Origin of the sequence: Pseudomonas sp. DWRC2-2, from assembly GCF_049897885.1 — a bacterium.
In the GTDB taxonomy this organism is placed as follows: Bacteria; Pseudomonadota; Gammaproteobacteria; order Pseudomonadales; family Pseudomonadaceae; genus Aquipseudomonas; species Aquipseudomonas azotoformans_A.
Genome location: NZ_JAFCXD010000003.1, coordinates 14336 through 30222, shown reverse-complemented (window position 1 = coordinate 30222; position 15887 = coordinate 14336). Strand labels below are relative to the sequence as shown.

15 protein-coding genes are annotated in these 15887 nt (G+C 61.8%); 14 read left to right on the top strand and 1 reads right to left on the bottom strand.

The window, feature by feature from the left end; all coding sequences use genetic code 11:
- Positions 1 to 41: 41 nt before the first annotated feature.
- From ACP7EW_RS15415 to ACP7EW_RS15405, 3 genes are read left to right on the top strand one after another with little or no spacing between them, the layout of a single operon-like run.
- Positions 42 to 1067, top strand: a complete 1026-nt coding sequence (locus ACP7EW_RS15415) for an aminoglycoside phosphotransferase family protein (RefSeq protein WP_426218146.1) — start codon at positions 42 to 44, stop codon at positions 1065 to 1067.
- Positions 1064 to 1738 (top strand): N-acetylmuramate alpha-1-phosphate uridylyltransferase MurU, encoded by a 675-nt coding sequence (gene murU, locus ACP7EW_RS15410; protein WP_426218144.1) that lies wholly within the window; start codon positions 1064 to 1066, stop codon positions 1736 to 1738. The genes ACP7EW_RS15415 and murU overlap by 4 nt, the downstream gene beginning before the upstream one ends.
- Before the next feature lies 1 nt (position 1739).
- Entirely contained in the window at positions 1740 to 2507 is a 768-nt protein-coding gene (locus ACP7EW_RS15405) for a TerB family tellurite resistance protein (protein WP_426218141.1), read from the top strand.
- 3 nt (positions 2508 to 2510) lie between these two features.
- On the opposite strand, the gene ACP7EW_RS15400 is transcribed toward ACP7EW_RS15405, so the two are convergent.
- Positions 2511 to 3485, bottom strand: coding sequence for an alpha/beta hydrolase family protein (locus ACP7EW_RS15400; RefSeq protein ID WP_426218139.1), 975 nt, complete (start codon positions 3483 to 3485; stop codon positions 2511 to 2513).
- Between the two features lie 77 nt (positions 3486 to 3562).
- Here ACP7EW_RS15400 and ACP7EW_RS15395 point away from each other — a divergent pair, with 77 nt between their 5' ends.
- The 11 genes from ACP7EW_RS15395 (at position 3563) to ACP7EW_RS15345 (ending at position 15882) form a co-directional block, all read left to right on the top strand.
- On the top strand, positions 3563 to 5557 hold the full coding sequence (locus ACP7EW_RS15395) for a histidine kinase (RefSeq protein WP_426218137.1): 1995 nt from the start codon (positions 3563 to 3565) through the stop codon (positions 5555 to 5557).
- Positions 5558 to 5575: 18 nt separating this feature from the next.
- Positions 5576 to 6205 (top strand): response regulator, encoded by a 630-nt coding sequence (locus ACP7EW_RS15390; RefSeq protein WP_426218135.1) that lies wholly within the window; start codon positions 5576 to 5578, stop codon positions 6203 to 6205.
- Between the two features lie 214 nt (positions 6206 to 6419).
- Positions 6420 to 7532, top strand: coding sequence for an ABC transporter ATP-binding protein (locus tag ACP7EW_RS15385; protein ID WP_028618154.1), 1113 nt, complete (start codon positions 6420 to 6422; stop codon positions 7530 to 7532).
- A gap of 43 nt (positions 7533 to 7575) precedes the next feature.
- Positions 7576 to 8616, top strand: coding sequence for an ABC transporter substrate-binding protein (locus ACP7EW_RS15380; RefSeq protein WP_033898127.1), 1041 nt, complete (start codon positions 7576 to 7578; stop codon positions 8614 to 8616).
- A 217-nt stretch (positions 8617 to 8833) separates the two neighbouring features.
- The gene (locus ACP7EW_RS15375; protein ID WP_314530516.1) at positions 8834 to 10081 is read left to right on the top strand and encodes an ABC transporter permease; all 1248 of its coding nucleotides are present in this window, start codon (positions 8834 to 8836) and stop codon (positions 10079 to 10081) included.
- 12 nt (positions 10082 to 10093) lie between these two features.
- On the top strand, positions 10094 to 10918 hold the full coding sequence (locus ACP7EW_RS15370) for an ABC transporter permease (protein WP_017739612.1): 825 nt from the start codon (positions 10094 to 10096) through the stop codon (positions 10916 to 10918).
- Between the two features lie 85 nt (positions 10919 to 11003).
- Positions 11004 to 12152: an iron-containing alcohol dehydrogenase gene (locus tag ACP7EW_RS15365; RefSeq protein ID WP_426218133.1), complete on the top strand. Its 1149-nt coding sequence runs from the start codon at positions 11004 to 11006 to the stop codon at positions 12150 to 12152.
- Between the two features lie 84 nt (positions 12153 to 12236).
- Positions 12237 to 12911 carry a ribulose-phosphate 3-epimerase gene (gene rpe / locus ACP7EW_RS15360; protein ID WP_010206952.1) on the top strand — a complete coding sequence of 225 codons (675 nt, stop codon included), beginning with the start codon at positions 12237 to 12239 and terminating at the stop codon, positions 12909 to 12911.
- Complete coding sequence (locus ACP7EW_RS15355) at positions 12908 to 13726, top strand: phosphoglycolate phosphatase (protein WP_033898132.1); 819 nt, start codon at positions 12908 to 12910, stop codon at positions 13724 to 13726. Before rpe ends, ACP7EW_RS15355 begins: the two co-directional genes overlap by 4 nt.
- Before the next feature lie 70 nt (positions 13727 to 13796).
- Complete coding sequence (trpE, locus tag ACP7EW_RS15350) at positions 13797 to 15278, top strand: anthranilate synthase component I (protein ID WP_177002739.1); 1482 nt, start codon at positions 13797 to 13799, stop codon at positions 15276 to 15278.
- Between the two features lie 10 nt (positions 15279 to 15288).
- The gene (locus tag ACP7EW_RS15345) at positions 15289 to 15882 is read left to right on the top strand and encodes an aminodeoxychorismate/anthranilate synthase component II (RefSeq protein ID WP_033898134.1); all 594 of its coding nucleotides are present in this window, start codon (positions 15289 to 15291) and stop codon (positions 15880 to 15882) included.
- Positions 15883 to 15887 lie beyond the last annotated feature (5 nt).

The following is a 15887-nucleotide window of genomic DNA, read 5'->3' as shown; positions in this document are numbered from 1 at the left end:
CATGCCCCGCTTGACGGCTAGCGCCGTCGGAGACCCTTGTAATGCCCGAGCAAGATCTACGTTTACAACAGCTGGAAGTCTGGCTGGATGAGCAATTGCCGATCCTTTTCAATGCTCAAGGCTGGGGTGCCGTACCCCCGGCCACATTGACCGCGGCCAGCAGCGACGCGAGTTTCAGGCGCTACTTCCGTTGGGAAGGCGGTGGCCGGACCTTCGTGGTCATGGACGCCCCACCCCCCCAGGAAAACTGCAAACCTTTCGTCGATATCGCACATTTGCTGGCAAAGTCAGGAATAAATGTTCCAAAAATTTATGCAGAAGATTTGCCGCGTGGCTTTCTTTTGCTCAATGACCTGGGCAGAAAAACCTATCTGGACGTGATTGACGACAAAAACGCCGATGCATTGTTTGCCGATGCCATCGACGCCTTGTTGGCCTTCCAGCAATTGCCGATGGACGCACCGCTGCCCAGCTATGACGTCGCCTTGCTGCGCCGCGAGCTGGAATTGTTTCCGGAGTGGTACGTGCGCCGTCACCTGGGTATCGAACTGGATACGCAACAACAAGCGCTTTGGCAGCGGGTCAGTGATCACCTGATCGACAGCGCCCTGGCGCAGCCGAAAGTCTTGGTGCACCGCGACTATATGCCGCGCAACCTGATGATCAGCGAGCCTAACCCCGGCGTGCTGGATTTCCAGGATGCGGTCTACGGGCCAGTCACCTACGACATCACCTGCCTGTTCAAGGACGCCTTCCTCAGCTGGCCCAAGGCCCGCGTGCGGGACTGGCAGCGCGGGTATTGGGAGCGTGCGGGGCAACTGGGCATTCAGGTGCAGGCGGATTTCGATGATTTCCTGCGCGCCAGTGACCTGATGGGTGTGCAGCGCCACCTCAAGGTCATCGGTATCTTCGCGCGCATTTGCCATCGTGACGGCAAGCCTCGCTACCTGGCCGACGTGCCGCGCTTCTTTGCTTATATAGAAGCGGTGCTGGCAGATCGTCCCGAGTTGAGCGAGTTGGGTGAACTGCTGGCCAGCCTGCGCCAACCCGCCGAGGCGAGTGTATGAAGGCGATGATCCTGGCGGCCGGCAAGGGCGAGCGGATGCGTCCGTTGACCTTGCACACCCCCAAACCGCTGGTACAGGCCGGCGGCAAGCGCCTGATCGAGTATCACCTGGAGGCGCTGGCCAAGGCCGGCTTCACCGAAATCGTGATCAACCATGCCTGGCTCGGCCAGCAGATTGAAAGCTACCTGGGGGATGGGGCGCAATTTGGCCTGCGTATCTGTTACTCCCCTGAAGGTGAGCCGTTGGAAACCGGCGGTGGGATTTTCCAGGCGTTGCCGTTGCTGGGGGATGAACCTTTCCTGGTGGTCAATGGCGATATCTGGACTGACTACGACTTCACTCAGCTCAAGCAGTCGCTCAACGGCCTGGCCCATCTGGTGATGGTCGATAACCCGGCCCATCATCCTTCGGGCGGTGATTTCTACCTTGATCAAGGTTTGCTTCATGATGCAGCGCCCGGTGCCGATAACCTGACCTTCAGTGGCATTTCAGTGCTCGACCCCAAGCTGTTCGCGGGTTGCAGCGCGGGTGCCTTCAAGCTGGCGCCGCTGCTGCGGGCGGCCATGGCCAAAGGCCTGGTAACGGGGGAACACATGGCGGGACGCTGGATTGATGTCGGCACGCTGGAGCGCCTGGCGCAGGTCGAAACCCTGCTGACAGCGGGGCAGTAACATGCTGTGGCCAGGGACGCTGATCGGCGCCGGGGCTGGCTTTGCCATTGCCAGTATTCCGGGGGCCATGTTGGGGGCACTGTTGGGGCAGGCGTTGGACCGTCGCCTGCAACTGCACAGTTGGGCGCAGTTGCGCGAGCGCCTGGGTGGGCGCTCGGCGTTGCGCAATGACGAGCTGTTGTTCGTGTTGCTGGGGCGTTTGGCCAAGAGCAATGGCCGGGTGGTGGATGGGCATATCCAGCAGGCGCGTCAGGAGATGCGCTCGCTCGATATGACCGACTCGGCCCAGCGCCGCGCGATTGCGGCGTTCAATCGCGGCAAGTCCGGTTCCGACCGCGTTCGCAGTTACCTGCGCGTGCTCAAGGCTCAACCCCACGCGGCGGAGGGCGTATTGCGCGCGTGCTGGCGCATGGTCTGGGCGGACGGCAAGGCGGATGACGCCGAACGTGACCTGATCGACCAATGGGGCAAATGGCTGGGGTGGACGCCGCAACAGTTGCAGGCGCTGGCGGCCGACTACACACCGGAGCGCAAGCCGCTGGTCAGTCGTGGCCCCACTTATCAGGACGCGTTGCGCTTGCTGGGGGTGACGGCTACCACCGAGCCATCTGTGATCAAGCGGGCTTATCGTCGCCTGCTCAGTCGCCATCACCCGGACAAGATCGCCGGCACCGGCGCCAGCCCCGCGCAAGTGCGTGAGGCCACCGAGCGCACTCGCGAATTGCACACTGCCTATACGTTGATTCGCGAGCGCCGGGACTTCCGGTAGGTTTCAGTCGGCGTTGGCCTGTGGGCTCAACCAGCCGCGAACCCTGCGATATAACTGCTCCTGCTCGGCAGCACTGTTGCCGGGCAAGGCTTTCAACGACACCTGCTTGTAACCGTCATTCTTTAAACGCTTGGCTGCCTGGGCGCGGGCCAGGGCGTTTTTGCGTGATTGGGCGTTGTCCTGATAGAAGACATCGGCGGTCGGCAACTTCAGGGCGGGGGCCAGTTGCTGCACATCTGGATGCCGTCCGTTGGGCGTCTGCGCGCCCACCATCACAAACTTCTGCACTTGGGACGGTTGTTTCTCGCTCAAATAACGTGCGGCCCACCAGGCACCGGTGCCATGGCCGAGTAGCACCACGCTGCGTGCGCTCTGGGTCTGGGCGAAGGCCACGGCGGCGTCGATGCGGTCGAAGATGCGCGAGGCGTCGGTCTTGTCCTGCTCATCGGCACCCGGCACCACCGCCGGGTCGGTGCCTTCGGCTTCGGCGCTGGCGGCCTGCTCGATGGGTTTGTCAGCGGTGCTCGCTTCCTTGCTGCTGGTGTCGACAGTCGCCTTGGGCGCCTCCATCACACGCGGTGGCAACGTATCCACGCTTACATCCGGTAACGATAGGCTGAGGCTGCCCCAGTTGGCGTCCGGCAATTTGTGTCGCAGCGGGCTGATTGCTTGCGGCCAGTCAGCATTTTCGCCGGCGCCGGGGACGATAATCACCACGCCTTCAGGCTCGGCGCTGTTGGCGGGTTTCCAGAGGGCGAGAAATGAATCGCTGCCGGCCTGCAATTGCTGCTGTTCTTGTTGCGGGATCTTGCGTTCGAGGGCGCTGGCTTCTGCCTGGCTGCGCTCGGACAAGGGCTGGCGCTCGACCGGTTTTTCCGTGGCAGGTGCGGGTGCGTCAGCGGCCTGTACAGAAAAGGCGCTGGTAAAAAGCAGCGACAGGCACAATGCTGGCAATGCTGAACGGTGAAGAAAGGGCATCGTAAATTCCCGGCCAGAAGTGATTCCAGCAGCCTAATGGGTTGGTCAGTATTTGTCAGTGATGTGAGACGTGGATCATGGGTTTTCGCTGTCTGCTGGTTATCGGCTGTTTGTGCCTTGCCTTGATGGCAAATGCCGCCCCTGCGCCCGTCGCGCCCCAGGCACAACTCAATGCGCAGCAACGCGAATGGCTGGCCCAGCACCCGGAGCTGCGGGTGGGCCTTGTGTTGCAGGCGCCCTACGCGCAATACGATCGGCGTTTGCAGCGGCTGTCCGGGGCGAATGTCGAGTTGATGCAATGGCTGGCCAAGGCGCTGAATATCGAGCTGACCTGGCGCAATTTCCCCAATCAGGAACAACTGGAAGCCGCCGTGCGTGAGGGCGAAGTAGACATCGCCCCGGGCCTGCAACAAACCCCGGCGGGTTTGCGCCTGTGGTTGTTCACCGATCCTTATATGCGTGTGCCGCAACACATCGTCGGCATCCGCGAGGGCGGCGGTGCCGTGGAGCTGGAGAAACTCGATGAACAATCCCGCGTCGCTGTGCGCATGCCCAGCGCCGTGGCTGATTACCTGCGCAGCACCTATCCCGGCCTCAACCTGCAAGGCGTGCCGATGGAGCGCCAGGCTCTGCAATTATTGGTGAGCCAGCAAGCGCGTTATGCGGTGGTGGACGAAGCGCAATTGAGCCGTTTGTCCGGTGAGGCGGAGTTCGCCGGGCTGGCGGTGGTGGGCGATATTGGCCTGCCGCAATTGCTGCGGGTGGCTACGCGGCGGGAATGGCCGGAACTGGCAGGGATCATGGAAAGTGCCTTGCGTGCGATTCCTGCACGCGACCTCGACCAACTGCACAACCGCTGGCTGCAACCCAAATACCCACGGCTGACGGAATCCCCTGGCCTGTGGCAAAACCTCAGTCTATTGCTGAGCCTGTTGCTGCTCGCCAGCCTCGCCGCGGTGTTCTGGCAACGCCGCCAGCAACGGGTGCTGGAACACGGCTTGTTGGCCGCACGGGAAGAAAGCGCCGCCCGCGCCGCCGGTGCCGAGGCCCTAAGGCTGACACAGTTTTCCATCGACCAGAGCACCGTCGGCATCCTCTGGGTCAACTGGGACAGCCATGTGCGCTACGCCAACCACGCGGCCGAAAGCATGCTCGGCTACGGCCCCGGTGCGCTGATCGAGCGACCGCTGGCCGACCTTGACCCGAGCCTGGACATGGACCGTTGGCTCAACCTCTGGAAGCGCGCGCGGGCCAGCGAAGAAGGACCGCAGAACTTCGCCACCGACTGTTTGCGCGCTGACGGCAGCGTCCTGCCGACTAACGTGTCGTTGAGCTTCCTGCGTTTTGCTGAAGCCGAATATTTGGTGGTCTACCTCAACGATGTCAGCGAGCTTAGGCGGACGTTGGCCGCGTTGCTGCAAAGCGAAGCGCAACTTCGCGAGCTGTCCGCCCACCTGGAAACCGTACGCGAAGAAGAAAAGGCCCGTATCGCCCGTGAAGTGCACGACGAACTCGGCCAAATGCTCACCGTGCTCAAGCTCGAAACCTCCATGTGCGAGCTGGCCTATGCGCAGTTGGATCCCGGTTTGCATGAACGCTTGAACAGCATGAAACGCTTGATCGCCCAGCTGTTCCAGTTGGTGCGGGACGTGGCGACGGCACTGCGCCCGCCGATTCTGGATGCGGGCATCGCTTCGGCCATTGAATGGCAGGCGCGGCGCTTTGAAGCGCGCACGCAAATTCCCTGTTTGGTGCAGGTTCCGGATAACCTGCCGACCCTCAGCGATGCCAAGGCCGTTGGCTTGTTCCGCATCCTGCAGGAGGCGCTGACCAATGTGATGCGCCATGCCCAGGCACATACTGTGGAACTGACCCTGGCCCTGGAGGGCACGGATTTGCGCCTGACCATCAGCGACGATGGCGCCGGTTTCGTCCAGGCCCAGGGCCGCCCAGTGTCGTTTGGCCTGGTGGGCATGCGCGAGCGCGTGCTGATCATGGGTGGGCAGTTGAGCCTGGACAGCGAGTTGGGGGAGGGCACCACCCTGAGTGTCACGGTGCCATTGGATGCATAACACCAAGAGGAAGTCCCTGTGATCCGCGTACTGGTAGCCGAAGACCACACCATCGTTCGTGAAGGCATCAAGCAATTGATCGGCCTGGCCAAAGACCTGTTGGTGGTGGGGGAGGCCAGCAATGGCGAGCAATTGCTGGAAACCTTGCGCCACGTGGCCTGCGAGGTGGTGTTGCTGGACATTTCGATGCCCGGCGTCAACGGCCTGGAAGCGATTGCGCGGATCCGTGCGCTGAGCAATCCGCCGGCCATCCTGGTGCTGTCGATGCACGACGAGGCGCAAATGGCCGCCCGCGCCTTGAAGGTCGGTGCCGCCGGTTACGCCACCAAGGACAGCGACCCGGCGCTGTTGCTCACGGCGATTCGCAAGGTGGCGGCAGGTGGGCGTTACATCGACCCGGACCTGGCCGACCGGATGGTCTTCGAAGTGGGCCTCACCGATACGCGCCCGCTGCATTCATTACTGTCGGAGCGCGAGTTCTCGGTGTTCGAGCGCCTGGCCCAGGGCGCCAACGTCAACGACATTGCGCAACAGCTGGCACTGAGCAGCAAGACCATCAGCACCCACAAGGCGCGGCTGATGCAAAAGCTCAATATCACGTCCCTCGCGGAGTTGGTGAAGTACGCCATGGAGCACAAGCTGCTCTAACGACATACCTGTTTGCGACACCCTTGGAGCCATGCTGAACCCATGGCTGGCGCATCGCGCTGCAGCACTGTTCTGTCCCCGCCATCCGTGTAGGGCAATCCCTACCCCCAACCTTCCATCCGACTGATGCAATTCTCTCCTGGCCCCCGATTTCCGGGGCCTTGCGCCTGGACTACGCTTGTCTCACAGCAGTCCAAAACAAAAAGGTGCGGGTATGAGCGAGGTGGATTCAAATGATGTGCTGGTCAGCTTTCGTGGCGTGCAGAAGAGCTACGACGGCGAGAACCTGATCGTCAAAGACCTCAACCTGGAGATTCGCAAGGGCGAGTTCCTTACCCTGCTCGGGCCTTCCGGGTCCGGCAAAACCACCAGCCTGATGATGCTCGCCGGCTTTGAAACGCCGACCGCCGGCGAAATCCAGCTGGCCGGGCGCTCCATCAACAACGTGCCGCCACACAAACGCGACATCGGCATGGTGTTCCAGAACTACGCGCTGTTTCCGCACATGACCGTGGCCGAGAACCTGGCGTTCCCGCTGTCGGTGCGGGGCTTGAGCAAGACCGATATCAGCGAGCGGGTCAAACGCGTGTTGAGCATGGTCCAGCTTGATGCGTTCGCCCAGCGCTACCCGGCGCAACTCTCCGGAGGTCAGCAGCAGCGTGTGGCCTTGGCCCGCGCGCTGGTGTTCGAGCCGCAACTGGTGCTGATGGACGAACCCCTCGGCGCCCTCGACAAGCAACTGCGCGAACACATGCAGATGGAGATCAAACACCTGCACCAGCGCCTCGGCGTGACCGTGGTGTACGTGACCCACGACCAGGGCGAGGCGCTGACCATGTCTGACCGTGTGGCGGTATTCCACCAGGGCGAGATCCAGCAGATCGCCGCGCCACGAACCCTCTACGAAGAACCGAAGAACACCTTCGTCGCCAACTTCATCGGCGAGAACAACCGCCTCAATGGCCGCTTGCACAGCCATACCGGCGAGCGTTGCGTGGTGGAGTTGGCGCGCGGTGAGAAGGTCGAGGCGCTGGCGGTGAACGTCGGCCAGGTCGGCGGCCCGGTGACCCTGTCGGTGCGCCCGGAACGCGTCAGCCTCAATGGCTCCAGCGAAAGCTGCGTCAACCGCTTCTCTGGGCGCGTGGCCGAATTCATCTACCTGGGCGACCACGTGCGCGTGCGCCTGGAAGTCTGCGGCAAGGCCGATTTTTTTGTGAAACAACCGATTGCCGAGCTGGACCCAGCCCTGGCGGTCGGCGACGTGGTACCGATTGGCTGGCAAGTCGAGCACGTTCGCGCACTCGACCCACTTCTAGAGGCGAATTGATCGCCCCCTGGCTTCACCAACCCTGCACGTGGAGAGAACAACAATGTTGAGATCCCTGAAGTATTCCGCCCTGGCTTTGGGCTTGATGGGCGCGACACAGGCCATGGCAGGCCCGGACCTGACGGTCGTGTCCTTTGGCGGCGCGAACAAGGCGGCCCAGGTCAAGGCCTTCTACGCACCGTGGGAAAGCGCGGGCAATGGCAAGATCATCGCTGGCGAGTACAACGGTGAAATGGCCAAGGTCAAAGCCATGGTCGACACCAAGAGCGTGTCCTGGGACCTGGTGGAAGTGGAGTCGCCGGAGCTGTCCCGTGGCTGCGATGAGGACATGTTCGAGCCCCTCGATCCGAAACTGTTCGGCAACAGCGCCGACTACGTGAAGGGCGCGATCCAGCCGTGCGGCGTGGGCTTCTTCGTCTGGTCCACCGTGCTCGCCTACAACGCCGACAAGTTGGCCAGCGCACCGACCAGTTGGGCGGATTTCTGGGACACCAAGAAATTCCCGGGCAAGCGCGGCCTGCGTAAAGGCGCCAAGTACACCCTGGAATTCGCACTGATGGCCGACGGCGTCGCGCCGAAGGACGTCTACAAAGTGCTGGCCGGCAAAGATGGCCAGGACCGTGCGTTCAAGAAGCTCGACGAACTCAAGCCGTCGATCCAGTGGTGGGAAGCGGGCGCACAGCCGCCGCAATACCTGGCTTCGGGCGACGTGGTGATGAGCTCGGCCTACAACGGCCGCATCGCCGCCGTGCAGAAAGAAAGCAACCTGAAAGTGGTGTGGAACGGCGGCATCTACGACTTCGACGCGTGGGCGATTCCTAAAGGCCTGGCGAAAGACCGTGCTGAAGCAGCGAAGAAATTCATCGCCTTCTCGGTGCAGCCACAGCAACAGAAGACCTACTCGGAAAACATCGCCTACGGCCCGGCCAACACCCAAGCCGTGCCATTGCTGGCCAAGGACATCCTCAAAGACATGCCGACTACGCCGGAAAACATCGCCAACCAGGTGCAGATCGACGTGAGCTTCTGGGCGGATAACGGTGAGCAGTTGGAGCAGCGCTTCAACTCCTGGGCGGCCAAGTAACACTACCTGCTGTGTTTGATGGGCTTTTGTGGTGAGCGGGCTTGCCCCGCGCTGGGCTGCGAAGCGGCCCTAAAACCAGACGCCGCGCTCTTTCAGGCATAGCGCGGTGGGTTTAATGGGGCCGCTGCGCAGCCCAACGCGGGGCAAGCCCGCTCGCCACAGGGTTTGTCGTACATCGCAGAAACTGTCGTCATTTTTAGTCTTACCGGAGTTTGCCATGGCCATCGCCGTTCCCTCGAACGAGGTCAACAGCCCCACCCTCAAGCAGCGCCTGGCGCGTGCCGAGCGGCTCAATCGCTGGAAGGCCCAGGCCTTGATTGCGCCGCTGGTGCTGTTTTTGCTGTTGGTGTTCCTGGTGCCGATTGTTGCGCTGCTGTTCAAAAGCGTCGGCAACCCGGAAGTGGTGGGCGGCTTGCCGCGTACCGTGGTGGCGGTGACGGCCTGGGATGGCCGGGGGTTGCCGGGCGAGCCGGTGTACCAGGCCCTCAGTGAGGACTTGGGCGAGGCCCGTCAAAACCAGACGCTGGGCGATCTGTCCAAGCGCTTGAACATGGAGCTGGCCGGCTATCGCAGCCTGCTGACCAAAACCGCGCGGGCGCTGCCGTTCAGTGAAGCGCCTGCCTCCTATAAAGAAGCGCTGGAAAACCTTGATGAACGCTGGGGCGACCCGGCGTACTGGCAGGCGATCCGGCGCAATACCAGCAGTCTTACCCCGTTCTATCTGCTGGCGGCCGTCGATCACCGCATCGATGACCTCGGTGAAGTGGCGCCGGCCACGCCAGACCAGGCGATCTACCTGGATATCTTCGCCCGGACCTTCTGGATGGGCCTGGTGATCACGGCGATCTGTCTGCTGCTGGCCTATCCGCTGGCGTACCTGCTGGCCAACCTGCCAGCCCGCAAAAGCAACCTGCTGATGATCCTGGTGTTGCTGCCGTTCTGGACCTCGATCCTGGTGCGAGTCGCCGCGTGGATCGTGCTGCTGCAATCCGGCGGCCTGATCAACAGCGCCCTGCTGGGCATGGGCCTGATCGATAAGCCGCTGGAGCTGGTGTTCAACCGGACCGGCGTCTACATCTCCATGGTGCACATCTTGTTGCCGTTCATGATCCTGCCGATCTACAGCGTGATGAAGGGGATTTCACCCACCTACATGCGCGCGGCGATTTCACTGGGCTGTCACCCATTCACCAGTTTCTGGCGCGTGTACTTCCCCCAGACCTACGCTGGTGTCGGAGCCGGTTGCCTGTTGGTGTTCATCCTGGCGATTGGTTACTACATCACCCCGGCGCTGCTGGGCAGCCCGAACGACCAGATGGTCAGCTACTTCGTGGCGTTCTACACCAATACAAGCATCAACTGGGGCATGGCCACGGCACTGGGCGGCTTGCTGCTGTTGGCCACCGTGTTGCTGTACCTGATCTATAACCGCCTGGTAGGCGCCAGCCGCCTGCGCCTGAGCTGAGGAGACCTTGCGATGCTGAGCCCTTATATGTCGCCCGTCGAACGGGTGTGGTTCTACAGCTTGCGGATTCTCTGCGGCTTGATCCTGTTGTTTTTGATTTTGCCGGTGCTGGTGATCATCCCGCTGTCGTTCAACAGCGGCAGTTTCCTGGTGTACCCGTTGCAAGGTTTTTCGCTGCATTGGTATCAGGACTTCTTCGCCTCCGCCGAGTGGATGCGGGCGCTGAAGAACAGCATCATCGTCGCCCCGGCGGCCACGGTGCTGGCGATGGTATTCGGCACCTTGGCAGCGATTGGCCTGACTCGCGGCAACTTCCCTGGCAAGGCGCTGGTCATGGCGCTGGTGATTTCACCGATGGTGGTGCCGGTGGTGATCATTGGCGTGGCCAGTTACTTGTTTTTTGCGCCGCTGGGCCTGGGCAATAGCTTCTTCTCGCTGATTGTGGTGCATGCAGTGCTGGGTGTGCCGTTTGTGATCATCACCGTGTCGGCCACATTGCAGGGGTTCAATCACAACCTGGTGCGGGCCGCGGCCAGCTTGGGTGCTTCGCCACTCACCGCATTCCGCCGGGTGACCTTGCCGTTGATCGCGCCGGGGGTGATTTCCGGGGCGTTGTTTGCGTTCGCGACGTCGTTTGATGAAGTGGTGGTGACGCTGTTTCTCGCCGGCCCCGAACAAGCCACGCTGCCACGCCAGATGTTCAGCGGCATCCGCGAAAACCTCAGCCCGACGATTGCGGCGGCGGCAACCCTGTTGATTGCGTTCTCGGTATTGCTGTTGCTAACCCTGGAATGGCTGCGCGGCCGCAGCGAGAAACTGCGCACCGCCCAGGTGTAACGACCATTCGCCCGATGAATGGCTGACAACACGCCATAGGGAGCTACTCTTGTGCCAGCCCATCACTTAATAAGAGGCCGCGCACATGAGTACTTCCTCATTCAAGATCGCCCACAAACTGCTGACTGGCGCTGGCGCCATCGAACAACTGGCCTTTGAACTCACGCGCCTGGATGTGGACAACCCGCTGATTGTCACCGATGCCGCGCTGGTCAAATCCGGCACCGTTGCTTTGGCGCTCGAACATCTGGGCGAGCGCACCTACGAGATATTTGATCGGGTGTTACCCGACCCGGAAATCGCCATCGTCGAAGACTGCATGCGCGTCTACCGCGAGGGCGGGCACGACGGCCTGATCGGCGTGGGCGGCGGCAGCGCCATCGACATTGCCAAAAGTGTTGCCGCCTATGCCGGCTACCACGGCGCGCTGGCCGACTTGTTCGGCGTCGACCAGGTGCCGCGCAAGGGCCCGCCGCTGATCGCTATCCCCACCACCGCCGGTACCGGTTCGGAGGTGACCAATGTGGCGATTCTCTCCGACAAGGCTGCGCAGCTGAAAAAAGGCATCGTCAGCGACTACCTGCTGCCGGACGTCGCGCTGATCAGCCCGCAAATGACCCTGACCTGTCCACGCAGTGTCACTGCCGCCAGCGGCGTGGACGCGCTGGTACATGCCATCGAATCCTACCTGTCGCTGAATGCCTCGCCGATCACCGACGCCTTGGCTATCGGCGCCATCAAGCTGATCGCCCAGGCATTGCCCAAGGCCTACGCCAACCCGGCCAACCTGCAGGCTCGCGACGACATGGCCACCGCCAGCCTGATGGCTGGCATGGCATTCGGCAATGCCGGGGTTGGCGCGGTGCACGCGTTGGCGTATCCGTTGGGTGGGCGTTTCAATATCGCCCATGGCGTGAGCAATGCGCTGTTGCTGCCCTATGTGATGCACTGGAACAAGCTGGCCTGCGTGGAGCGCATGCAGGAGATTGCCCAGGCCATGGGCGTGAATATCACCGGTTTGAGCGTCAACGATGCCGCCGACCAGGCCGTGGAGGCGATGACGCGACTGTGCGCCGCCGTCGAGATCCCGGCAGGGCTGCGCAGTTTCGGGGTGCCAGAGGATGCGATCCCCGCCATGGCCGTGGAGGCTGCGGGCATTGAGCGGCTGATGCGCAACAATCCGCGCAAGCTCAGCGCGGCCGATATCGAGAAAATCTACCGGGCCGCTTACTAACCGTTGAGTTAGGTCACGGTGCGCGCGGCAAAGCATGAGGTATACAATGCGCGCCATCGTGATTTAGCTCAAAAAAGGTGCGTCATGCAGCCCTTCGTTATCGCTCCATCGATTCTCTCCGCCGACTTCGCCCGCCTGGGTGAGGAAGTGGACAAGGTATTGGCCGCCGGTGCCGACTTCGTGCACTTCGACGTCATGGACAACCACTACGTGCCCAACCTGACCATCGGCCCGATGGTCTGCGCCGCGCTGCGCAAGTACGGCATCACTGCCCCGATCGATGCGCACCTGATGGTCAGCCCGGTGGATCGCATCATCGGCGACTTCGTCGAAGCCGGCGCCACCTACATCACCTTCCACCCGGAAGCCTCGCTGCACGTCGACCGCACTTTGCAGTTGATCCACGAAGGTGGCTGCAAGGCGGGCCTGGTGTTCAACCCGGCCACTCCGTTGAGCGTGCTTGAGTACGTGATGGACAAGGTCGACATGATCCTGTTGATGAGCGTCAACCCAGGCTTCGGCGGCCAGAAATTCATCCCCGGCACGCTGAACAAGCTGCGCGAAGCCCGCGCGCTGATCGATGCCTCCGGCCGCGATATCCGCCTGGAAATCGACGGCGGGGTCAACGTCAACAACATCCGCGAAATCGCCGCCGCTGGCGCCGACACCTTCGTGGCCGGCTCGGCGATCTTCAACGCGCCGGACTACCAGGAAGTCATCGACAAGATGCGTGCCGAGCTGGCGCTGGCGCGTCCATGAGCGGCTTTGAGCAGCTGTTCCCCGGCAAATTGCCACGGCTGGTGATGTTCGATCTGGACGGCACCTTGATCGACTCGGTGCCCGACCTGGCGGCGGCGGTGGACGACATGCTGCTCAAGCTGGGACGTAAGCCGGCCGGGATCGAGTCGGTGCGCGAATGGGTCGGTAACGGCGTGCAGATGCTGGTGCGCCGGGCCTTGGCCAATAACATTGATGCCGAAGGCGTGGATGATGTGGAGGCCGAGCATGCCCTGGAACTGTTCAACGCCGCCTATGAAGATGGCCATGAACTGACCGTGGTTTACCCCGGTGTGCGCGACACGCTCAAGTGGCTGAGCAAGCAGGGCGTGGAAATGGCCCTGATCACCAACAAGCCGGAACGCTTCGTCGCACCGCTATTGGACCAGATGAAAATCGGCCGGTATTTCCGCTGGATTATCGGTGGCGATACCCTGCCGCAGAAAAAACCTGACCCGGCGGCGCTGTTTTTCGTGATGAAAATGGCCAATATCCCGGCCTCGCAGTCGTTGTTTGTCGGCGATTCACGCAGTGATGTGCTGGCGGCAAAGGCGGCGGGCGTGCAGTGCGTGGCCCTCAGTTACGGCTATAACCATGGTCGGCCAATCGCCGAAGAGTCGCCTTCATTGGTGATTGATGACCTGCGCCTGTTAATCCCCGGTTGCTTGGGAGCTGGCGCTGAGATAACGTTGCCCGATACCGATCCGTCCCCTTCTGGAAATTCCATCGTGGTGGTCACTCGCAAACTCTGGATGAAAGTCATCAAGGCCCTGGCCCGCTGGCGTTGGCGCGCCTGACTGATCCTGGCCGCACTCTGCGGCGCGTTTGCATACCTGACTGTTAGACCCTCAAGCCACGAGGCATATCATGACCCGCGAAGAATTCCTGCGTTTGGCCGCTGCCGGCTATAACCGCATCCCCCTGGCCTGCGAAACCCTGGCCGACTTCGACACGCCGCTGTCGATCTACCTGAAACTGGCCGACGAGCCAAACTCCTACCTGCTCGAGTCCGTACAGGGCGGCGAGAAGTGGGGGCGTTACTCGATCATCGGCCTGCCGTGCCGTACGGTGCTGCGGGTACACGACCATCATGTGAGCATTACCCATGATGGCGTCGAGATCGAAAGCCACGACGTAGAAGATCCGCTGGCGTTCGTCGAAGCGTTCAAGGCGCGCTACAACGTGCCGACCATTGCTGGCCTGCCGCGTTTCAACGGCGGACTGGTGGGTTACTTCGGTTATGACTGCGTGCGTTATGTGGAAAAACGTCTCGGCAAATGTCCGAACCCGGATCCATTGGGCGTGCCGGACATTCTGCTGATGGTTTCCGATGCCGTGGTGGTGTTCGACAACCTCGCTGGCAAGATGCACGCGATCGTACTGGCTGACCCGTCCCAGGCGGACGCGTTCGAACAAGGCCGCGCCAGCCTCGAAGCCCTGTTGGAAAAACTGCGCCAGCCGATTACCCCGCGTCGCGGCCTGGACCTCAGCCGTCCGCCGGCGGCCGATCCGATCTTTCGTTCAAGCTTTACCCAGGATGACTACGAGCGCGCCGTCGACACCATCAAGGAATATATCCTCGCCGGTGACTGCATGCAGGTGGTGCCGTCGCAGCGTATGTCCATCGACTTCAAGGCCGCACCGATTGATTTGTACCGTGCGCTGCGATGCTTCAACCCGACGCCGTACATGTACTTCTTCAACTTTGGTGACTTCCACGTGGTGGGCAGTTCGCCGGAAGTGCTGGTACGCGTCGAAGACAACCTGATCACCGTGCGCCCGATTGCCGGCACCCGCCCACGCGGTGCGACCGAAGAGGCCGACCTGGCGCTCGAAGAAGACCTGCTGAGCGACGACAAGGAAATCGCCGAGCACCTGATGCTCATCGACCTGGGCCGCAACGACACTGGGCGTGTCTCTGAAATCGGTTCGGTGAAGCTCACCGAGAAGATGGTCATCGAGCGTTATTCGAATGTGATGCACATTGTGTCCAACGTCACCGGCGAGCTGAAAGCCGGCCTGACGGCGATGGACGCACTGCGCGCGATTCTGCCGGCGGGCACCTTGTCGGGTGCGCCGAAAATTCGCGCGATGGAAATCATCGACGAGCTGGAGCCGGTCAAGCGTGGTGTCTATGGCGGTGCCGTGGGTTACTTCGCCTGGAACGGCAACATGGACACGGCCATTGCGATTCGCACCGCCGTGATCAAGGACGGGGAACTGCACGTGCAGGCCGGTGGCGGGATCGTCGCCGACTCGGTGCCGGCCCTCGAATGGGAAGAAACCCTGAACAAGCGCCGCGCGATGTTCCGCGCCGTTGCGCTGGCTGAACAGACCCCCAATTCCTGAGGTTTCCCCCATGTTGCTGATGATTGATAACTACGACTCCTTTACCTACAACGTTGTGCAGTACCTGGGTGAGCTGGGTGCCGAGGTCAAGGTGGTGCGCAACGACGAACTGACCGTGGCCGAAATCGCCGCCCTCAACCCGGAGCGCATCGTGGTTTCGCCAGGCCCGTGCACGCCGACCGAGGCAGGCATTTCCCTCGAAGCCATCCAGTATTTCGCAGGCAAGCTGCCGATCCTGGGCGTGTGCCTGGGCCACCAATCCATCGGCCAGGCCTTTGGTGGTGACGTGGTGCGTGCGCGCCAGGTGATGCACGGCAAAACCAGCCCGGTGTTCCATAATGATGTCGGCGTGTTTCATGGCCTCAACCTGCCGGTGACCGTGACCCGCTATCACTCGCTGGTGGTCAAGCGCGAAACCCTACCGGAATGCCTGGAGTTGACCGCCTGGACCCAGCTGGAAGACGGCTCGGTCGACGAGATCATGGGCCTGCGCCACAAGACACTGAATATCGAAGGGGTGCAATTTCACCCCGAGTCGATCCTGACCGAGCAGGGCTACGAGCTGTTCGCCAACTTTCTCAAGCAGAGCGGCGGCACGCGCTAAGGATT

What these genes read in the sequence shown, in the direction of transcription:
- ACP7EW_RS15405 (WP_426218141.1), top strand. Translation starts at nt 1,740, where the DNA reads ATGCTGTGGCCAGGGACGCTGATCGGCGCCGGGGCTGGCTTTGCCATT.
- trpE (WP_177002739.1), top strand. Translation starts at nt 13,797, where the DNA reads ATGACCCGCGAAGAATTCCTGCGTTTGGCCGCTGCCGGCTATAACCGC.
- ACP7EW_RS15380 (WP_033898127.1), top strand. Translation starts at nt 7,576, where the DNA reads ATGTTGAGATCCCTGAAGTATTCCGCCCTGGCTTTGGGCTTGATGGGC.
- ACP7EW_RS15355 (WP_033898132.1), top strand. Translation starts at nt 12,908, where the DNA reads ATGAGCGGCTTTGAGCAGCTGTTCCCCGGCAAATTGCCACGGCTGGTG.
- ACP7EW_RS15385 (WP_028618154.1), top strand. Translation starts at nt 6,420, where the DNA reads ATGAGCGAGGTGGATTCAAATGATGTGCTGGTCAGCTTTCGTGGCGTG.
- ACP7EW_RS15365 (WP_426218133.1), top strand. Translation starts at nt 11,004, where the DNA reads ATGAGTACTTCCTCATTCAAGATCGCCCACAAACTGCTGACTGGCGCT.
- ACP7EW_RS15400 (WP_426218139.1), bottom strand. Translation starts at nt 3,485, where the DNA reads ATGCCCTTTCTTCACCGTTCAGCATTGCCAGCATTGTGCCTGTCGCTG.
- ACP7EW_RS15375 (WP_314530516.1), top strand. Translation starts at nt 8,834, where the DNA reads ATGGCCATCGCCGTTCCCTCGAACGAGGTCAACAGCCCCACCCTCAAG.
- rpe (WP_010206952.1), top strand. Translation starts at nt 12,237, where the DNA reads ATGCAGCCCTTCGTTATCGCTCCATCGATTCTCTCCGCCGACTTCGCC.
- ACP7EW_RS15415 (WP_426218146.1), top strand. Translation starts at nt 42, where the DNA reads ATGCCCGAGCAAGATCTACGTTTACAACAGCTGGAAGTCTGGCTGGAT.
- murU (WP_426218144.1), top strand. Translation starts at nt 1,064, where the DNA reads ATGAAGGCGATGATCCTGGCGGCCGGCAAGGGCGAGCGGATGCGTCCG.
- ACP7EW_RS15395 (WP_426218137.1), top strand. Translation starts at nt 3,563, where the DNA reads ATGGGTTTTCGCTGTCTGCTGGTTATCGGCTGTTTGTGCCTTGCCTTG.
- ACP7EW_RS15345 (WP_033898134.1), top strand. Translation starts at nt 15,289, where the DNA reads ATGTTGCTGATGATTGATAACTACGACTCCTTTACCTACAACGTTGTG.
- ACP7EW_RS15370 (WP_017739612.1), top strand. Translation starts at nt 10,094, where the DNA reads ATGCTGAGCCCTTATATGTCGCCCGTCGAACGGGTGTGGTTCTACAGC.